The sequence below is a fragment of the Bacillus sp. FSL K6-0255 genome, assembly GCF_045040725.1.
GTDB classification, from domain to species: Bacteria; Bacillota; Bacilli; order Bacillales; family Bacillaceae; genus Bacillus; species Bacillus subtilis.
On sequence record NZ_CP150278.1, the window covers coordinates 3845674 to 3864955 of the forward strand.

Sequence of the window (19282 nt, forward strand, 5' to 3'; positions counted from 1 at the left end):
ATATTATGAAATCGCTTTCATAAACACTCAGGGTTTTTCCGCAGGCAACGGAAAAAAGGTATATACAGGCTGTCAGCTCAGCATTTTTTGGTCAAACACATCCGAAAGCTCTTGATATGAACGGCATTTGATCAGCTGGTTCACCGCCGCCGGGTCATCCAAAATGCTGCCAAGCAGTTTATACATGCTTTGCAAATCCGCTTTGTTCTCCTTTTCGACACAAAGCAGACAGACAAATTGAACTCGCTGACTCTCCCAATCGATCGGTTTTTTGAGCGTACAAACGGCCCAAAACGTTGTTTTCGTCTGCGGAACAAGCGGGTGCGGGATGGCAACAAGATTGCCAAAACACGTTGGCGACATGTCTTCTCTTTCAAAAATGGAATCTATGATTTCTTCATCGGCAAAGCCGCATTCGACCGCTTTCTGCCCTAAAAATTGAATCACTTCTTCTTTTGAGCGCAGATCCTCCTGAAAAAAAACGAGTTCTTTTTTTAGGTAGCGATTGGCTTTTTCCTTTTCATCACTCAGAATAGATTCTATTTTTGTAAAGTCAGTTCCGCCTAAGATGGTGTTAACCTTCAGTACTGGTACAGGGAGCTCTTTTTTAATCGGAATAGTGCTGATGACAAAATCAATTGATTCGTAGGACATTTGATCAAGACTATAATACTCAGCCGTTCCAAGAATATCGAGCCGCTTGCCGAAATGGGAACGCAGTTTTTCGCGCAGAAGCTGGGCGCTTCCGGCTCCCGATGCGCATACAATGATACAGCGTTTCGGCGGGCTTTCTGTTTTTTTTCGTTCAATCGCGGCGCCAAAGTGGAGAGCCAAATATCCAATTTCGTTTTCATGAATCTCAATACCCGTTTGTTCCTTTATCACGATTCCGGCAATGATCCCGGCTTCAAAAGCGAGTGGATAATGTTCCTTGATCGCTGCCAGCATCGGATTTCGAAGATTCATGCCGTATCGGTTGCGGCTGATCGCCGGCTTCATATGCAGTGCCAAGCCGATTTTCAGCTCTTTGTCATGCAGGATGCCAAGCTTCAGTTCACGATCAACAGCTTTGATCATGGCAAGTGTCAGCTGATCGGTTTCCTCTTCTATTGAAAATGTGTCCTCTCCGCATTGTGATTGTGTCATTCGTTTTGTGCCAAGGAGATGCATGGTGATGTAGGCCGTCTCGTCTTTCGGAAACGTAACGGCAAGCTTTGATTCCAGCTCTTTTACGATGGCTTCTGCAGCCTGGTACTCCTTTTGATGCAGGATATGATCCATATCTTTCGGGAAAAGAGAAACATAGTTTTCCGTTCTGATCCGTTTACAGGCGATAGCGATATGGATAATGAGGTTATTCAGTCCCATGTTGGACAGAGGGATGCGGTCGTTTTTCATTTTTTTCAAGATGGCGGAACGGATGATCTCAATTTCTTCTTTTGGCAAAATATCAGCCTTTTCATTTAAAACATCTATCTCCGTTTCTCTTTCATCAACAATGTACTCCGCCATGCAGTACCTCATCTGCACCTCGTCCCCGCGCAGCTTGAAGCCGTAATTCGGACGTGTTTCCATGACGATGCGGTAAGGCAGCAGACGTTTCTTGACTTCCTTTAAATCCGTTTGGAGTGTAGATTTTGAGATAAATAGTTCTTCAGCAAGTTCATCGAGCTTGAGATAATGGTCCGCCAGCAGCAGACGTTTCATAAGATAGGCCATTCTCTCCTCCGGCAATACCGGCAGGCCCTTTTTTTGCTGAAATACATCTTGCAGCAGTGTTCTGAATACTTGCTCGTCATCAATGCGGAGCTTGTAGCCGGAGCCTCTTACAGATTGTACAAAGGCACCGTGGCCGCTTAGCACACCTTGCAGTTCCTTTATATCATTGCGGACTGTCCGCGTCGTTACGTTTAATTGCGCGGCAAAAAACGAACTTGTCACCGGGGCTTCAGCCGCCATCAGCAAGCACAGAATATCACGAAGTCGCCCATGAAGCATGAGAAAAACCTCCTATCTAGTAGATGCAGGGATTCAGTGAATAGGCAGAAAGGATGATGAAGGGATGCGAAATGTATATAAATTCTATAATGGAGAGAATGGCAAGTCAATGAACATCCGGAGGACTAGAGGGAAAACTGACCTATAAAAAAACAGCCGGGATCAGCCGGCTGTTCTAGATGCGGACATATTCTTTTGTTTAGACGCCTTGCGATCCTTCATGATTTTTCGAACAATCGGGTAAATGACCGGCGCCCATTTGATAACGGTTTTGATCATCTTTTTCAAAGCTCCGATTCTCCCTTCTTTTTTCTCAACCATTCCCCTGATTGCCTCTTCCTTAAACATGCTAACGCGACACGTACCTGTTTCCCGTCACCCAGAAACGCCATGGATAATCGCGTGCCTCCCCGCTGTTGTCAATGCCGATGCGCGGGCCGGTTGAAATTGCTTCCGGTGTGTACCCGCTTTCGATGTAAAGCGGCTGTTCCGTGATCCAGCGTCCGTAGTCATTCATCGTGACGCCAAGCGCTTTCGTCAGCTTTCCTGGTCCGTTTGTCCATTCCCTCGGACTCCTGCCCGGCCTTCTCTCCTCCATTAACAGCTGGCCTTCATGCGGCTCAATCGCCCTGATTAATACCGCTTGCGGGACATCCTCTTCCGCGGCAACGACATTCAGCAATGTATGGGTGTGCATCACGTATGTATATACCCGCCCAGCTTCTGCAAACATGATCTCAGTCCGCTTCGTCCGGCGGTTGTTAAAGCTGTGGGCCGCTCTGTCTCCAGCCCCCATATAGGCCTCTGTTTCCACAATATAGCCTGACGCTGTGCCTTCGTCTGTTTCTTTTACAAGAAGGCAGCCCAGAAGCGATGGGGCAAGCTCAAGAGCGGTTTTTTGATAAAACGTGATGGGCAGCGGATTTTTTTCTCTCGTCACGAATCGACCTCTCCTTTTACCGATTTTTGTACATTGTACCATTCCCGAAGCAGATCAAAAAAAACGGCTGTTTTAAAATCTTTCCATTCAGGGAATATTGTTACCGTTCAAAAAAGGAGGGCCAACCATTGAAAGATGATCATCAAAACAAGCAGCACCAAACAAATGCCCAAGGAAGCGAGGAAGCGCTTTCCCATAAGACATCCGGGAAAAACGAGTCAGAGGATACCTTAACGAATAGGCAGGGGCATCCTGTTACTGACAACCAGAATGTGAGAACCGTCGGGAATAGAGGGCCTACAACACTTGAGAACTATGATTTTCTCGAAAAGATCAGCCACTTCGACCGGGAACGCATCCCTGAGCGGGTTGTTCATGCCAGGGGAGCAGGTGCACACGGGTATTTTGAAGCGTACGGAAGCTTCGGAGACGAACCGATTTCAACATACACACGGGCCAAGCTCTTTCAGGAAAAAGGCAAGAAAACACCGGCATTTGTCCGTTTTTCAACTGTGAATCATGGAAAACACTCGCCTGAAACATTGAGAGACCCGCGCGGTTTTGCTGTAAAGCTATATACAGAAGACGGAAACTGGGATTTGGTCGGGAACAACCTAAAAATCTTTTTTATCCGCGACCCGCTGAAATTTCCGGATCTTGTACACGCATTTCAGCCTGATCCAGTGACAAACATCCAGGATGGTGAACGTATCTTCGATTTCATTTCTCAATCTCCTGAAGCGACACACATGATCACCTTCTTGTTTTCGCCTTGGGGCATTCCGGCCAACTACCGGCAAATGCAGGGTTCAGGCGTACATGCCTATAAATGGGTGAATGAGGAGGGCAAGGCCGTTCTCGTGAAATACCATTTTGAACCGAAGCAGGGCATCCGCAACCTGACACAGAAGGAAGCAGAAGAGATTCAAGGGAAAAACTTTAACCATGCCACACAGGATTTATATGACGCGATTGAAAATGGCGATTATCCAGAGTGGGAAGTGTATGCACAAATCATGAGCGATGATGAGCATCCTGAACTGGACTTTGATCCTCTTGATCCGACAAAACTGTGGTATAAAGACGATTTTCCATGGAAACCGATCGGCAAATTGGTTCTGAACAAAAATCCGGAAAACTACCATGCGGAAGTGGAGCAAGCTTCATTTGGAACGGGGGTGCTTGTCGACGGGCTTGATTTTTCAGACGACAAATTGCTCCAGGGGCGTACGTTTGCCTACTCTGATACGCAGCGCTACCGTGTAGGCGCAAATTACCTGCAGCTTCCGATCAACTCGCCGAAAAAGCATGTCGCCACCAACCAGGAAGGCGGGCAGATGCAATATCGGGTCGATAGAGCAGAAGGACAAAACCCGCACGTCAACTATGAGCCATCCATTATGGGCGGGCTGAAGGAAGCGAAGCAGGACGGAAAAGACCATACGCCGCATGTCGAAGGTGATGTAAAGCGTGAAGCGATTGACAGAACAAACAACTTCGGACAGGCTGGAGAAACGTACCGGAGATTTACTGAATTTGAGCGGAACGAATTGATTACGAATTTGGTGAATACGCTTTCTACGTGCCGAAAAGAAATTCAGGATCAAATGATTGAGAATTTCACAAAAGCTGATCCTGACTACGGAAAACGTGTAGCAGAAGGGCTAAAAAAGGTTTCCGAAAACAACAGCAACGGGCCGATCGGCACAACTGAAACGGAACAGGCTGCAAAGCAGGCTGAACAGGAGAGCCATCCATCTGATCCGTATTAACAAAAGCGAACAGGGCTTTTTTTGAAGCCCTGTTTTTTTATTTTTCTATTGAAACGTTTTCAACAATTGTGTTGTACTGGAAGGAAAGGGGTGGAGAGATACGATGGAATTACAGCAGGACTTGATTCCTCAGAAAAAAACAATCGGCGCCTTAGATCACGCCGTTTTTTTATGCATGGTATTTTGTTTCTGGTTTTCAGGCTATATTTACGTTCCTGTATTCAGTCTGTATTTGGAGGATCTGCACTTTTCATATGGCGCAATCGGCATCATTCTCGGCAGCTACGGGGTCACGCAAATCCTTCTGCGATTCCCGCTCGGCCTTTTGTCAGACATCCTGTTTTCCTTGCGCAAGCAATTGTTAATTGCCGGGTTCGGCTTTTCCGTCTTCAGCAGCCTGCTTTTTCTGATGTTTGATTCTTTCTTCTTCGTGCTGGCCGCCCGGCTTTTCGCGGGAATCACTGCTTCTATGTGGGTGATGGCGACCATTTTATACGCACATTATTTCAACAATGGCAATGCATCAAAAGCAATGGGCATCATGCAGTTTTTTACCGTCATGCCTCAGTTTGCCAGCATTGTGTTCTGCGGGCTCGCCGCAGCCCATTTAGGGAGGCAGGTTCCTTTTTGGATGGCGCTGGCAGCTTCTGCCGCAGGTCTGGTGATCTGCTGCTTTATTAAGGATCCGTCTGCTCCTCCCGCAAACCGTGACACCATTCGTGTCAATCAGTACATCAAAGATACATTGCGGCTGCCAAAGCTGAAGCTTTTCACCATCCTGTCTATGACGGCCCATGCCGTATTATTTATCACAGTGTTTGGTTTTACGCCGCTTTACATGAATCAGCTCGGAATGGGCGACGCGGAGCTTCTTTGGGTGATGAGCGCCTTTTTCCTCCCACACGCAGCCGCCACATTAAGCTTTGTGTTTCTGCGCTTTACAAGCCTTATCGCTTACTCCGTGATGCTCATTAGTTTCGCTGTCACCGGGGTCTGTTTGCTATATGTTCCTTTTTCAGCTGCATTGTTCACGGTTTGCATCACACACGCCTGTATCGGGCTGGCGCTCGGCTTCGTTTTTCCTCTGCTGCTAAGCCATGTCGTCGAAATCAGTTCTGCCCGTTTAAAAATGTCAGTGATGGGGTTTTATCAATCATTTTATGCGCTAGGCATCTTCCTCGGGCCCCTTCTTGCCGGAAAAATCGCACAGCTTGTCGGGCTTGCGGGAGTTTTTTATGGAGCCGGGTCTCTGGCATTTGCCGCCTTTTTTGTGATGCTCGCGCAAAAACGTAACATGATCAATTAATAGCTTTCATACCGCCGGAAGCGCCACACAGAAAACACGGCCAGAAGCATGATGCACAGAATGGAGAAAGTGAGTGACCATCCGAAAAAATCTGCCCGCTCTCCATGAAGAAGGATATGCTCCGCCTGCTTGCAAATCTCGGCCGGAAGCCACTTCGCACCATCTGGAAATAGTGAAACAGCAAAGGAAACAGCTGCTGTGAGCCCGATCCCGCAAGCCGCAGCTGCTCCGACAGACCGGAATATCGTACTTCCGGCAAGGCCGGCGGTCACAATAAATATCACCCAAAGAGCGTAAAGGCCAAGGCTTGCGGCAAAGCGGCTGAATAATGCGTCCTCAAACAGCAGCCGAACGTAATAATAAGCAAGCCCGTATCCAACTGCAAACGACATAATGCCGATCACGCTTTGGATGAGCCATTTACTCACGATATAATGGGCTGCCGTCACAGGCCGCGACATAATCAGCGCTGTTACCCCTTGATTTCTTTCATTGGCTACACTGCCCATCACGCTAAAGATGACCAGAGCCATGCCAAGCGTGTTGAATTGAGAAAGCGTGCTGACCATCACTTCAGACCCGGAGGGCATCGTAAAACTAATTTTCATGCCGTCAGGAAGGTTCCCTCCATGTGCGATGATTTCCGGCATATAATAAATGGTCAGCGGCTGTGTCAGCCCGACGATCATCATCGCAATCGGCAGCCAAATCAGCTTGCCGCTTTTCCATCCTTCCAGCCACTCCTTCTGCAAAAGCGCCATCATCACCTTCATGCGTGCACCACCTTTAGATAGACGTCTTCTAGAGACTCCGTTTTCTGTTCAAATCGGGTGACGGTCAATCCCTTTCGGATACAGTCACTTAATAATGACCGGCCAGCGTTTATATCAGGCAGCTCGAAAACCGCTTGGGACGGATTCTTATAGACAATAGCTGAGACGTAAGGCTTCTCTTCAAGCCAGCCTTCCAGCTTCTCTTTCACTGAAAGGGTAAAAACGTTCGTTTGCTGCTGTTGTTTCAGCTCCTGTAACTCGCCTTTCCATGAAATTTCACCGTTTTTCATAATCACCACTTGATCACACACCTGTTCTGCATCGTGCAAAACATGTGTAGAAAACAGAACGGCCATATGCTTTTTCAGCTCCCGCATCATGTCCAGCACCTCGAACCGTCCTGTCGGATCAAGGGCAGACACCGGTTCATCCAATATCAAAAACTTCGGTTTATGGAGCAGTGCCTGTGCCAGACCGAGTCTTTGTTTCATGCCTCCTGAATAGCCCCCGATCTTTTTGTGCGCCGCTTCGTGCAAACCCACAAATTCCAGCATCTCGCCGATTTCCTCTTGGCATTTTCTCTTCGAAAGGCCGGACAGTCTCCCCGCAAATGTCAAAAATTCATTTGCGGTCATCCAGGAATAAAAAGCTGGATACTGCGGGAGGTACCCAATCAAACGCCGATCCGGCTTTTTTTCTCCTAACAGCTTAATGTTTCCGGAGGTTGGCGAAAGCAGACCGGCCAGCATTTGCAGAGTCGTGGTTTTGCCGGCTCCATTGGGACCTAATAGCGCGACACACTCGTTTTCATTCACGTGAAAACTGATATTCTTTACAGCTTCATGATGCCTGTACGATTTGCATAATGATTCAATAGACAGCATATCGGCTTACCTTTGCTTTCTGCCGACGGTGAAAAATAAAATCGGCCCGATAATATTGATACATACGATGATTGCAGCCCACATCCACTTTGGCCCGTTCGTCCGCTCTTCTTTTATACAGCTGATAAGGGCAAACACCGCCAAAGCCAGCTGTAATACAATCAGCGGCAAAATCATTTCCCAAGAAATATTCATTGCTTGATCCCCCTTTTCTTCCGATCCGGCCTAATGACAAAAAAGTAATAACAAATCAGAGGCATCGGTGCTTGAATCAATCCGACAATCCCCCAAACCCATGCCATGTGATTACGTTTTTTCGCATCAATAAATAAAAAGATTCCCTGCGCCAATACGATGAGACAAGCCGCAACCGTTATGATAATTTCTGTTTGTGTCATCCGCGTTTCACCTCGCATTCGCCGAGATGCCTTTTTTTCTCAGCCGCAATCAAAATCGGCAGCACCGCAAGCACACAAACCTGAAGCACAATAAACACAGCAGGAGCTTGAGTGAAAGCTAAGATTGCAGCACTCACAACCATCAGCGCGCAGAATACAAATAAAATGATCTCTTGAAGAAGTTTTTTTCTATATTCAGCTTTCATTTGTGACAGCTGGTGAAGCAGTTCTTTTTGAGTCGGTATAGAGGGATTGGCTGTTTGATCAATTTTTTTCCATTCTGACTTTAAATGATCAGAAAGCTTTTCTTTATTCATCGTCCCACTCCTTTCTGATTTGCTGGAGCCCTTTATGAACTCTGGACTTTACAGTGCCTTCTTTGATTTGAAGCATCACCCCGATTTCAGCGTAGGTATAGCCGTAGTAATGCCTTAATAAAACCGGTGTGCGCAGTTTAGGGTCCAGCTTTGAAAACAGATCGAGCGTTTCGCTCCACTCTGCCCCTTTCGCCGACACGTCCCACTTGATCTTGCGGATTGTTTCCTCCGTAACTGTCTGATTCCGTTTCCATTCTCTCTTTCTCTTTTTCTGGTGATCGAGATAGAGCCGCGATGCAATGGAGATCAGCCATGTGGAGAATTTTGAACGGCCCTGAAAGCTTCTTAAATGGATGTACCCTTTCAGAAAGGTTTCCTGAACAAGTTCCTCGCTGAGATCGGGGTGAAGGGAAAGCTTTAACAAGTATTTATATAAGAAAGAATAGTGATATTGGAAAAGGGCTGTAAACGCCTCGTCGTTTCCCTCTTTCGCCTGCTGGATCAGCCGCTGTTCTTCATGTGTATCCAATGACCGTGATCCCCCCTTTTTTGTTTTTCTGCCTTATGAGACGACACCGGATTCAAAAGCGTTCATCTTTTTTACAATTCTTTTCAGCCATTGACAGATCAGGCTTCCCGGCCGTTTGGCTGCATATCCTTATTTGTAAACCCTCTTATAGTCTGTTAAGCTATGACTTTATGTCGATTTCAAAAAAACATCCAATATGGAGGACGATGCATTGAAAGTAGAAAGGCGAACGATTGAATATATTCCGAATGAAGAAAGACATGGTAAAGCGAAAGATTTATTTCCCGTATGGTTCGGGGCTAATATGCATATCACCACGTTAGTGACCGGCACGATTCCCGTTGCAATGGGACTTAATCTGTTTTGGAGTGTTGCCGCTATTATTTGCGGAACCTTAATCGGTGCCATATTTATGGCGTCTCATTCCGCGCAAGGCCCTCAGCTAGGCATCCCGCAAATGATTCAAAGCCGTGCCCAATTCGGCGTAATCGGAGCGATTCTTCCCCTCTTCTTAGTCATGTTTATCTACCTTGGTTTCTTCGCAAGCAGTACGATTCTGGCGGCCGGAACCTTAAGCAGCTTTGTTCCCATCCCGGGATCATGGAGCATTATAGGCTTAAGCGCCGTATGTTTTTTACTCACCATTTTCGGCCATGATTTGATTCACAAAATGCAAAAAATCCTTTCTTGGACCTCTTTTGCTGTATTTTTTGCTGCAACGATTCTCATTTTTCAATTGCCGATTCCAGCAGGCAGCTGGATTCCCGGAGCGATTGATCTGCCAATTTTCTTGGTGGCAGTCAGCGCAGTTGCGACGTGGCAGCTTGCCTACGCGCCGTATGTTGCCGATTATTCAAGATATCTGCCAGTTAAAACACCGGCTTCAAAAACATTTTGGTACAGCTATGCAGGTACATCTGTCAGCTCCATCTGGATGATGCTGCTCGGCGCATTGCTGACAACCTCACTTCCTGACTTTACGGCAAACTCAGGCAGCCAGATTGTCCAATTGTTCGGTCCCTTCTCGTTTATTATGCTGATCATTGTGTTATTTGGGCAAATGGCAATCAATGTTTTTAACCTGTATGGGGCCTTCATGTCCACGACAACAACGCTGGAGCCGTTTCTGAAATTAAAAGTCACGCCCAAAGTCAGAATCATCATGATCCTGGGTGTCACGCTTGTCGGCACAGTCTTAAGCCTACTGGGACAGAGCAATTTTATGGAGCTGTTTTTGAATTTTATCTTTTTCATCAGTTATTTCTTAATTCCGTGGACGGCAATCAATTTAGTCGATTACTACTTCGTTCGCCACGGAAAGTATCAAGTCAAAGCCATGTTCGACGTAAACGGGCCTTATGGAAAGGTCAATTGGATCACCACAATTGCGTTCGTTCTGTCTATCTTGCTGGAAATTCCGTTTATCAACACAAGCTTTTACATCGGACCGCTTGCCAAAATGTTTGGCGGCGGAGACATCGCATGGATTATCGGCTTGGCCGTGCCTTCTGTGCTTTACTATGTATTAATGAAACCGCGTCTGAAAAAACGGGCGGGGTATCAAGAAAAGCTGTCTTCTCTCTGAAGACAGCTTTTTTATCATTCAAATCGTTTCCACACGCGGGGCAGGATGTCAGATAGCTCATGAGCGAGCAACGTATGAGCGGAGTGCTCGTCCGTCCAGAGCTCGGCGCACGCACCATGCAAATAGACCGCGTTTAATACGGCGTGCTTTGGATCTTCATGGCAGCAGAGCATCCCCAATATCATGCCCGTCAGCGTGTCACCGGTTCCGCCCTTGGCGAGCGCCCCGTTTCCGGTTGGATTGAGCCAGCAGTCTCCATCAGGAAACGCGATGACGGTTTGGTTTCCTTTTAACACAATGACAGTCTGCAGCTGAGCCGCCCATTCCTTTGCATATTCCGCTCTTTTTTTCTGCAATTCGTTCACGGGCACCCCTGTCATTCGGAAAAACTCGCCCGGGTGCGGCGTGAGGATGACGGGGCCCTCCCGTTTCGGATATGTGCGCTTCGCCAGCGCTCCGGCATCCAAAATAACAGGACAATCAGCCGTAAGCACATGATCGACTGCCTGCTGTACGCTTTCCGTTTGCGGAAGGCCCGGTCCGATGGCAATGGCCCGGTACGTCTCTTCAAGCTGAGCATCCGCCGCCTTTTTCCAGCCGTCACGCCAATAGGTCGCCTCGGGCAAAACAGGAACAATTAGCGGGATTACGTTTTCTGATGTACCGATGACAAGCTTGCCGAGACCGCTCCGCATGGCCCCAAGCCCTGCAAGCAGCGCTGCTCCCGGCATGTCGTCACTTCCAGCCAGCAGCAAAGCCGTACCGTACGTGCCTTTATGGCTCTCCGCATCTCTTTCAGGAAGCGTGGCCCTTACATGCTCTTCCGTCCAAAATGGAACATTCATCTCTATCCCTCCTCTGCTTTCTTTTCCTATTTTTCCTGTCCCTTTTCTTTTTCAAACAAAAAAGACAGCCTTTTAGGGCTGTCTTTTATTTTACAGGAACATCAAGGTGATACAGGCGGCGATATCGTTCGTTTGCCGCCAGCAGCTCCTCATGGGTTCCTTCCATTTCTGTTTTGCCGTTTTCGAGAAATACGATTTTATCGGCTGCTTCCACTCCCGCGAGATGGTGTGTAATCCATAAAATCGTTTTTCCTTTCAGCACCTCAAACACCGTTTCCATCAATTCACGTTCGGTAATAGGATCGAGGCCGACTGTTGGCTCATCGAGGATGATGATCGGTGTATCCTGCAGCAAAATCCTCGCAAGTGCGATCCGCTGGCGCTCTCCACCGGAAAAACGGATGCCGGTTTCTTGTACAGAGGTATGATATCCGTCAGGCAATGACTCAATGTAGTCATGCAGCTTGACCTGCTTTGCGGCGCGGCGCACATCCTCGTCGCTTGCTTCTCCGTTTCCGAGCCTGATGTTGTTCAAAATGCTTGTATCAAACAGGTGCGGTTTTTGATTTAACACGGCCACCGCATCCGCAATCTGATCCTTTAACAGCGCTGTCTCCACTCCGTTTAACGTCACAGAACCGGAGTCCGGTTTCAAGGCGCCTTCGATTAATGCAAGCGATGTTGATTTCCCAGAGCCGCTTCGGCCGAGCAGCGCCATTTTTTCTCCTTGGCGCAGCGTAAAGGAAAAGTTGTGCAGCACTTGGCTGCTGTTGTCATAAGAAAACGTCACATCACGAAAGGCCAAGGTGACATCTTGAAGATCGAGAATTTGATCCCCTGATTCAGTTTGTGACGCCTCCGGCTGAGGAGCCACATTGTTCATGCGTCTGATAGAATCCTGATAGCCCGGCACTTCGCCTAAGGCATCCGAAAGCGGCAAAAAGGCTTCCGTCAACGGAAACACCACTAGCACAAAAGCGGCAATCATCGTTTTAGCGAGCTCGCCGTCCGCTTGCTGTCCCGCTGTCCAAAACAGCATCAGCAAAATAAGGCCAGCGACAAGGCATTGCGCAGCAAAGTCCCGCCATCTTGTAAAGCGTTGTTTTTTCCGTTCAAGCTCAAACCAATCACGTTCCTCTTTTTCATAAGCATCAATAAAAGCATGCCGGCGTCCGCTGAACATCCAGTCGCTGACACCCATCACAGCATCTGTCAGACGGCTGTACAGCACATTCCGTCCGCTTTTCAGCTTCGCATTCTTCGCTCTCGTCACGAGCAAAGACACAACCGGAAACAATACAACAAGAACAAACAAATACAGCGCAAGCAATATGGCAAACGGCCAAGAGAAGAAGCCGAGCGCTATCACTGACACAGCATACAGGAGCAAGGCTGAGATCGCAGGAAAAATCGTTTTTAAGAAAGCATCCTGCAAATGCTCAATATCCTCAGACAAAATGCCGAGCATATCCCCCGTGCGAAAACGGGAACGCAGCATCAAAGCACCCGGCTCAAGCATATTGTAAAGGCGGACGCGCATGTCAGATACGATTTTCAAAATGATGTGATGGCCGACGAGCCGTTCCACATATCGCGACACAGAGCGCGCAATCCCAAAGGTGCGCACAGCGACAATCGGCACATAAATGAGCAGAATGTTTTCCGGCCTTGTCGCCGCTTTAGAAATCAAAAAACCTGAGGTGAACATGAGAAAAGCAGCAGAAAAAATCGTCACCGCACCCAAAAAGATAACCAGAACGAACAGGCGGGCATTTTGCTTGATATACGGCAAAATCCATTCTTCTTTCTTCATGCTCTTTCCCCCAGTTGTGCCTTCACGAGTTTGGTATACACACCGTTTTTCTCCAGCAGTTCATTGTGAGTCCCAATTTCCGCAACCCTGCCCCCGTCAAGCACGATAATTTCGTCCATATCGAGCATCCAGTGAAGGCGGTGAGTCGCGAGAAAGACGAGCTTATCCTCAAATAAATCCAGCATCGTTTCTTTTATTTCATATTCTGTTTCGATATCAAGATGGGCGGTCGGCTCATCCAGCAGCAGGATCGGACGGTTTCCCAAAAAGGCGCGGGCCAGCGCGACACGCTGTGCCTGGCCGCCGCTGAGCGCCCGGCCGCCTTCCCCGATCCGCCCCTCTAATCCGTCAGGAAGGTTGTTCACCAGCTCCGTCAGTCCCGCTGAGGCAGCAGCACGTGTTGTATCCTCTGCCGAAGCGCTTGGATGGTAGAAGCGAATGTTGTTGCCAAGCGTATCATCAAAAATGTACGGATGCTGGGGAATGTAAAGAAGGTTCTTCTGCCAGCTGCCGTCCTGCAAATGGGACCGGCTTGTACCATTAACCTCAATCATCCCGCCATCCGGCTCTAAAAATCCGCCGAGAATATCAATTAATGTTGATTTTCCGGCGCCGCTTGCACCGATAATGCCGATTTTTTTCTTGCCTTTGAATGAGAGATGAATATCAGACACCGAACGGCCGACTGACACGCCTGACAGCTTCAGCTCATCCTGATCGGACCAAGCTTCGAGCTGAAGCGGCGTCTCTTCTTTAAAACCAGGCTGCGACAAAATCTCTTGAATGGTTTTTCCTGCTTCCTGGCCGTTCAGCGTTGCATGATAATCATTCCCCACTTCCCGCACCGGCAAAAAATACTCAGGCGCCAGAATAAGCGCCGTTAAAGCAGGGCCAAGCAAAATATCGCCGTCAATGAGGCGCAGGCCCAGAAATACTGCGACTGTCGCCACCGACAGCATCGTGAAAAAATCGAGGGCGAATGATGACAAAAACGCCACCCGGAGTGTGCTCATCGTTGCCTTGCGATACCGCTCACTCACATAGAAAATATTTTTGATGTGTGACTTGCTCAAACCTAGGAAACGCAATGTCTCCAGCCCGCGAAGAGAATCAACAAAATGATTGGAAAGTCTCTGATAGGATTTCCACTGACGATCCGCTTTTCTCTGCGCGACAAGGCCGAGGAGAATCATAAAGATGATCAGAATCGGCATAGCAGCGACTAAAATGATGGCTGATGTCCGATCCTGAAAAAACACATAAATGACAACTGCCGCAGGCACAATCGCCATGCTGACCATTTTCGGCAGAAACAGCTCCAGGTAGCGGCGGAACTGGCTGATGCCTTCCATCGCCAGCGTCACCATTTGCCCCGTCCCCTCTTTCTTTGCAAAGCGGGGGCCTAATCGGAACAGCTGATCAAGAAAACTTTTCCTCAAATCTGCTCCTGTCCGGGCGGCGTATTGATAGACGATTTTCTGTCGCGCCACCGTCACCCCGTGCCGGGCGATAAAAGCGATGAGGAAAAAGCCGATCATCGGAAAAAGGGAGGTAATGCCCTTCCCGTTGAACAGTCCGGTTACGGCCTCACTCAGCCACTCTGCCTGCATAATAATGGCGGCTGTCTGAATCATCGTTAAACAAGTAATCAAGGTGAGAATCCGCTTCATTCCTTTATATCGAAACAGGTCTTTTCCCATTAATAAGTCATAGGCTCCTTATGGCTGACGCGCTTCCGGAAGACATAATAGCTCCAGATCTGGCTGCCGATGACGAACGGCAATAGCGTTAATGCTGCAATTGACATGACTTTAAGCGAATAATCTCCAGAAGAAGCGTTAGCTACTGTTAAATCGTATGCGCTATGAAGCGAGCTGACCATTACACGAGGGAATAGGGAAATAAAGATCATTCCCACGGTCAGCGCCAGACCAGCGCCTGTCATCCCAAATGTCCAGCCGTCTTTTTTCTTACGAATAAATACAGCCGCGAGCATAAAGCAGATGACAATCAAAACAGCGAGCGGAATGGTAATCTCGCCGCGGCGTGTAAACATGTCTGTCTGATACGCAGAAAGGGCCGCGAAGGCAAGAACCGCTACAAAAACAACACCCATTATCTTTTGCGCCATTTTCCGGGCGCGGTTTTGCAAATCACCAATCGTACGCAGCGTGATAAACATTAATCCATGCTGGAAGCAAAGAAGCGTTACCGTCACACCGCCAAGTATAGAATATACATTGATATAATCAGATACATGTGCGTGAATGTTCATGTCGGCATCAATCGGCATCCCGCGGAATAATGTCGTGAACAGCACACCAAGCACAAACGGAGGAATTAGACTGCCGAAAAAAACGACCCAGTCCCAAACCTTTACCCATTTTAAATGATCCACCTTGCCGCGGAACTCAAACGCGACCCCGCGGCCCATTAACGCAAGCAGCACTATGACAAACGGAATGTAATAACCGCTCAGCATCGTTGCATACCAGTTTGGGAATGCCGCGAAAATGGCGCCTGCGCCAGTCAAAAGCCACACTTCATTCGCGTCCCAGAACGGCCCGATCGTGTTGATCAGCACTCTGCGTTCTAATTCATTATGGCCAAGAAAACGGGTCGCCATGCCGACCCCGAAATCAAAGCCTTCCAAAAAGAAGAATCCTACAAACAATACAGCAACGAGTATAAACCAAAGATCATGAAGAGATGCCATGGTATACCTCCTGACTAAATGGATCTGTTGATACAGGCACATCATGATGATTATCATGCTCCGCACCTTTTTTAATCTCACGGATAAACAAGAAGACAAGCAGTGCACCAAGAATCATGTACATCACACCGAATGCGATGATTGAGAATAACAAGGAACCCGCTGTTACGTTAGGCGACACAGATTGAGCGGTTGTCATTAACCCCATAACCGTCCAAGGCTGACGTCCGATTTCTGTCATAATCCAGCCCGCGGAGTTTGCAAGAAACGGGAAGGAAATCAACGCGATCATGATGCGCAAATACCATTTGCTGTTTTCAAGCTTTTTACGGCGGTTTAACCAAAGGCCGCCTAACGCAGCAAGAATCATGACAACACCTGCTCCTACCATGATGCGGAAGCTCCAGAATGTCGTTTTCACTGGCGGAATGTAGTCGCCTTTTCCGTATATTTTTTCGTACTCAGCCTGAAGGGTTTTCATCCCTTTGACACTTCCGCTGAATTTCTGATAAGCCAAGTAGCTCAAGGCATAAGGAACTTTGATTTCATTTGAGCTTTTTTCATTTTTTGTATCGATCGTCGCAAAAGCGGTCCAAGCAGCAGGGTCACCGCTGTCTTCCCATAGGCCTTCACTGGCAGCCATTTTCATCGGCTGTGATTCCATCAAGTGCTCAGCCTGCATGTGTCCGCTAAGGCCGACGCCAAGACCGGCACAAAGACCGACGATCATTGCGAGTTTAAAAGATTGCTTAAAGAACGGCACTTCTTTTTTCTTCAGCAGTTTAAAAGCACTCACTCCGGCAATAAAGAAAGCTCCAGTGGCAAGCGCACCGAAAATAACGTGCGGGAATTCAACCCAAAGCTGAGGGTTTGTAATCAACGCGCCAAAATCATTCATTTCCGCGCGGCCGTTTTTGATCGTAAAGCCGACCGGCTCCTGCATAAAGGAGTTTGCTGTTAAAATCCAGAAAGATGACATGATCGTTCCGAATGATACGAGCCATATGCAGAGCGCGTGAATTTTCTTCGGCAGGCGGTCCCAGCCAAAAATCCATAATCCGATAAAAATAGATTCCATGAAAAACGCCAATAATGCTTCAATCGCAAGCGGAGCGCCAAATACATCTCCGACAAAACGGGAGTAATCTGACCAGTTCAGTCCAAACTGGAATTCTTGCAAAATCCCCGTTACAACACCGACTGCGAAATTTATTAAGAATAAGTGTCCCCAAAACTTTGCCATTTTGAGATACAGCTCATTTTTCTTTACAAGATAAAGAGTCTCCATCAACGCAACCATAAACACAAGCCCGATAGACATCGGCACAAACAAGAAGTGAAACAACGTTGTTGATGCAAATTGTATGCGGGCTAATACCAATTCACTCATGCTTTCTCCTCCATTTCCGGTTAAAACTGTTAATTTGCTCACTACTTCACAAATAGAACCGAGACTTTGATCAGTAATTCACAAAATAGACGAAAAAAATATTGCTCAATATTTCACAAATGTGTCAAAAAGTCATCCAATATGATGCAAGATTGCCAGACTGACCAAATGACACAATCTCTGACTGGTTCATATTAAGTACTTTACAACGATTCATTTCAAAAATAAAGCCTAAAATACCTAAAAAGTCCCGCACTATGTGACGGATTTTTGTCTATTTTGTTGCTTATTTATGTCGGCTGCTAGGATAAATGACCCTTTATTATCGTACATCAACACATCGTTCCTTGCGAACAAAATGCTTGCCCCCGCCCCAGCACTCGAGTCTCAGCATTCCGTCTTAAACCGATTTTAGTCAGAATGCCTCTTTTCATTTGAACCGGTAAGAGGAGAAAAGTTGAATAGTAAATTTTTAATATATTAATAATTTCAATTTTTTAGTATACTTAACATAGTGAACAATTTCACTGCATCAAGAATAGGGGAGGTTTTTCAATGGGAGAGCTTCAAACACACATGCAATTGCAAACGGATACAATTCACGAAGGGGTTCGAAAAGAGAATTGGTTTGCGAAAGCCATGAATATAAAAGTAGGCATCATACCGCTTCCTGTGTATGCCTTGCTGTTTATATTAATCACTGTTTTTGTTATGCATCACGATGTAAAAAGTGACATTTTGACATCCATTGCCGTCATGGCGTTTTTCGGGTTTACCTTTGCCCAAATCGGCAAATCGATACCGATTGTTCGTTCTATCGGCGGCCCGGCCATCCTAGCTACTTTTATTCCGTCCGCTGTCGTGTACTATCACCTGCTGCCTAATGATATCGTCAAATCCACCACAGAATTTACAGAAAACTCAAACTTTCTATATTTGTTTATCGCCGGTATTGTCGTCGGAAGCATTCTCGGCATGAAAAGAGAAACACTCGTAAAAGCATTCATGAAAATCTTTATTCCGCTTATTGTCGGTTCTGTCACAGCCGCTATTGTCGGACTGGCTGTCGGGACATTGCTCGGACTCGGATTTCAGCATACCCTGCTGTACATTGTCATTCCGATCATGGCTGGAGGAGTCGGAGAAGGCGCTATCCCGCTGTCCATCGGATATTCTGACATCATGCCCATTTCTCAAGGGGAAGCGTTTGCACTTGTTCTGCCATCGATTATGCTGGGCAGCTTGTGCGCGATTATTCTAGCGGGATTGCTGAACCGAATCGGAAAGAAAAAACCGGAATGGACAGGCAACGGCAAAGTGGACCGCTCCGAAGAAGAGTCCCCTGCGCTGGAGGAATCTCAAAGCGGACAGCAAATGTTCAACCTTTCTTTATTTGCGTCAGGCGGTATCCTTGCTGTTTCTTTATACTTAGTCGGCATGCTCGCTCACGATTTTTTCGGTTTTCCGGCACCCGTTGCCATGCTGTTACTGGCTGTTCTAATCAAGCTGTTCAGATTGGTGCCTGCCTCAATTGAAAATGGCGCGTTTGGAGTGTCCCGCTTCTTTTCAACAGCTGTGACCTACCCGCTTCTCTTTGCGATTGGGGTATCCATGACGCCGTGGGACAAGCTTGTCGCCGCTTTTAACCTCAGCAATATTATCACGATTCTGTCTGTCGTTGTGACCATGATGGCCGTTGGCTTCTTCACTGGAAAATGGCTGAACATGTATCCGATTGAAACCGCCATTATTAATGCATGCCATTCTGGGCAAGGCGGCACGGGTGACGTTGCCATTTTAAGCGCCGCTGAAAGGCTTGAGCTAATGCCTTTCGCCCAGGTGTCTACCCGCATCGGGGGCGCGATTACAGTATCCTTAACCTTATTGCTGCTGCACCAGTTTTATTGATCCCCGCAAGCAAGTTCTTCGTCAAACGAAAGAGCTTGCTTTTTTGCATGTCCATGTTTTTGCAAGTTCCCATCCCATGCTATAGTAATAGTTGGAAATACTAGATAG

General features: G+C 47.4%; 18 protein-coding genes. 4 read left to right on the forward strand and 14 right to left on the reverse strand.

Annotation, left to right across the window (positions count from 1 at the left end; translation table 11 throughout):
* Positions 1–72: 72 nt before the first annotated feature.
* From licR to MHB62_RS20035, 3 genes are all read right to left on the reverse strand, one after another.
* Positions 73–1998: a transcriptional regulator LicR gene (gene licR / locus MHB62_RS20025; protein WP_032722725.1), complete on the reverse strand. Its 1926-nt coding sequence runs from the start codon at positions 1996–1998 to the stop codon at positions 73–75.
* 162 nt (positions 1999–2160) lie between these two features.
* A complete protein-coding gene (locus MHB62_RS20030; RefSeq protein ID WP_009968374.1) occupies positions 2161–2319 on the reverse strand; it encodes a hypothetical protein in 159 nt (52 codons plus the stop codon).
* A 28-nt stretch (positions 2320–2347) separates the two neighbouring features.
* Entirely contained in the window at positions 2348–2938 is a 591-nt protein-coding gene (locus MHB62_RS20035) for a DNA-3-methyladenine glycosylase (protein ID WP_003227303.1), read from the reverse strand.
* Positions 2939–3066: 128 nt separating this feature from the next.
* On the opposite strand from MHB62_RS20035, the gene katX reads away from it, so the two are divergent.
* Together katX and MHB62_RS20045 are read left to right on the forward strand one after the other, a co-directional pair.
* Entirely contained in the window at positions 3067–4710 is a 1644-nt protein-coding gene (gene katX / locus MHB62_RS20040) for a catalase KatX (protein WP_015250908.1), read from the forward strand.
* Between the two features lie 103 nt (positions 4711–4813).
* Entirely contained in the window at positions 4814–6016 is a 1203-nt protein-coding gene (locus MHB62_RS20045; protein ID WP_019712845.1) for an MFS transporter, read from the forward strand.
* Here the strand turns inward: MHB62_RS20045 and MHB62_RS20050 are convergent.
* From MHB62_RS20050 to sigY, 6 genes are read right to left on the reverse strand one after another with little or no spacing between them, the layout of a single operon-like run.
* Positions 6013–6789: an ABC transporter permease gene (locus MHB62_RS20050; RefSeq protein ID WP_032722726.1), complete on the reverse strand. Its 777-nt coding sequence runs from the start codon at positions 6787–6789 to the stop codon at positions 6013–6015. The genes MHB62_RS20045 and MHB62_RS20050 overlap by 4 nt on opposite strands.
* Positions 6786–7673, reverse strand: a complete 888-nt coding sequence (locus MHB62_RS20055) for an ABC transporter ATP-binding protein (RefSeq protein ID WP_032722727.1) — start codon at positions 7671–7673, stop codon at positions 6786–6788. The genes MHB62_RS20050 and MHB62_RS20055 overlap by 4 nt, the downstream gene beginning before the upstream one ends.
* A gap of 6 nt (positions 7674–7679) precedes the next feature.
* Complete coding sequence (yxlE, locus tag MHB62_RS20060) at positions 7680–7868, reverse strand: sigma Y negative regulator YxlE (RefSeq protein ID WP_003227293.1); 189 nt, start codon at positions 7866–7868, stop codon at positions 7680–7682.
* Complete coding sequence (gene yxlD / locus MHB62_RS20065; protein WP_003242917.1) at positions 7865–8071, reverse strand: sigma Y negative regulator YxlD; 207 nt, start codon at positions 8069–8071, stop codon at positions 7865–7867. The genes yxlE and yxlD overlap by 4 nt, the downstream gene beginning before the upstream one ends.
* The gene (locus MHB62_RS20070; RefSeq protein ID WP_032722728.1) at positions 8068–8388 is read right to left on the reverse strand and encodes a YxlC family protein; all 321 of its coding nucleotides are present in this window, start codon (positions 8386–8388) and stop codon (positions 8068–8070) included. Before MHB62_RS20070 ends, yxlD begins: the two co-directional genes overlap by 4 nt.
* The gene (gene sigY / locus MHB62_RS20075) at positions 8381–8917 is read right to left on the reverse strand and encodes an RNA polymerase sigma factor SigY (protein ID WP_032722729.1); all 537 of its coding nucleotides are present in this window, start codon (positions 8915–8917) and stop codon (positions 8381–8383) included. The genes MHB62_RS20070 and sigY overlap by 8 nt, the downstream gene beginning before the upstream one ends.
* A 211-nt stretch (positions 8918–9128) precedes the next feature.
* Here sigY and MHB62_RS20080 point away from each other — a divergent pair, with 211 nt between their 5' ends.
* Entirely contained in the window at positions 9129–10502 is a 1374-nt protein-coding gene (locus MHB62_RS20080; RefSeq protein WP_003244111.1) for a cytosine permease, read from the forward strand.
* 14 nt (positions 10503–10516) lie between these two features.
* Here MHB62_RS20080 and MHB62_RS20085 read toward each other — a convergent pair whose 3' ends face one another.
* The 5 genes from MHB62_RS20085 to cydA all read right to left on the reverse strand — a co-directional run bounded on the left by MHB62_RS20085 (position 10517) and on the right by cydA (position 17266).
* Positions 10517–11347: an NAD(P)H-hydrate dehydratase gene (locus tag MHB62_RS20085; protein WP_003244033.1), complete on the reverse strand. Its 831-nt coding sequence runs from the start codon at positions 11345–11347 to the stop codon at positions 10517–10519.
* Positions 11348–11432: 85 nt separating this feature from the next.
* Entirely contained in the window at positions 11433–13160 is a 1728-nt protein-coding gene (gene cydC / locus MHB62_RS20090) for a thiol reductant ABC exporter subunit CydC (protein ID WP_003244401.1), read from the reverse strand.
* A complete protein-coding gene (cydD, locus tag MHB62_RS20095) occupies positions 13157–14860 on the reverse strand; it encodes a thiol reductant ABC exporter subunit CydD (protein WP_032722730.1) in 1704 nt (567 codons plus the stop codon). Before cydD ends, cydC begins: the two co-directional genes overlap by 4 nt.
* The gene (gene cydB / locus MHB62_RS20100; protein ID WP_003244559.1) at positions 14860–15876 is read right to left on the reverse strand and encodes a cytochrome d ubiquinol oxidase subunit II; all 1017 of its coding nucleotides are present in this window, start codon (positions 15874–15876) and stop codon (positions 14860–14862) included. The genes cydD and cydB overlap by 1 nt, the downstream gene beginning before the upstream one ends.
* On the reverse strand, positions 15860–17266 hold the full coding sequence (gene cydA, locus MHB62_RS20105; protein WP_003243795.1) for a cytochrome ubiquinol oxidase subunit I: 1407 nt from the start codon (positions 17264–17266) through the stop codon (positions 15860–15862). The genes cydB and cydA overlap by 17 nt, the downstream gene beginning before the upstream one ends.
* A gap of 555 nt (positions 17267–17821) precedes the next feature.
* Between cydA and cimH the strand changes: the two genes are divergently transcribed.
* Positions 17822–19174 (forward strand): citrate/malate transporter CimH, encoded by a 1353-nt coding sequence (cimH, locus tag MHB62_RS20110; RefSeq protein ID WP_003227271.1) that lies wholly within the window; start codon positions 17822–17824, stop codon positions 19172–19174.
* Positions 19175–19282 lie beyond the last annotated feature (108 nt).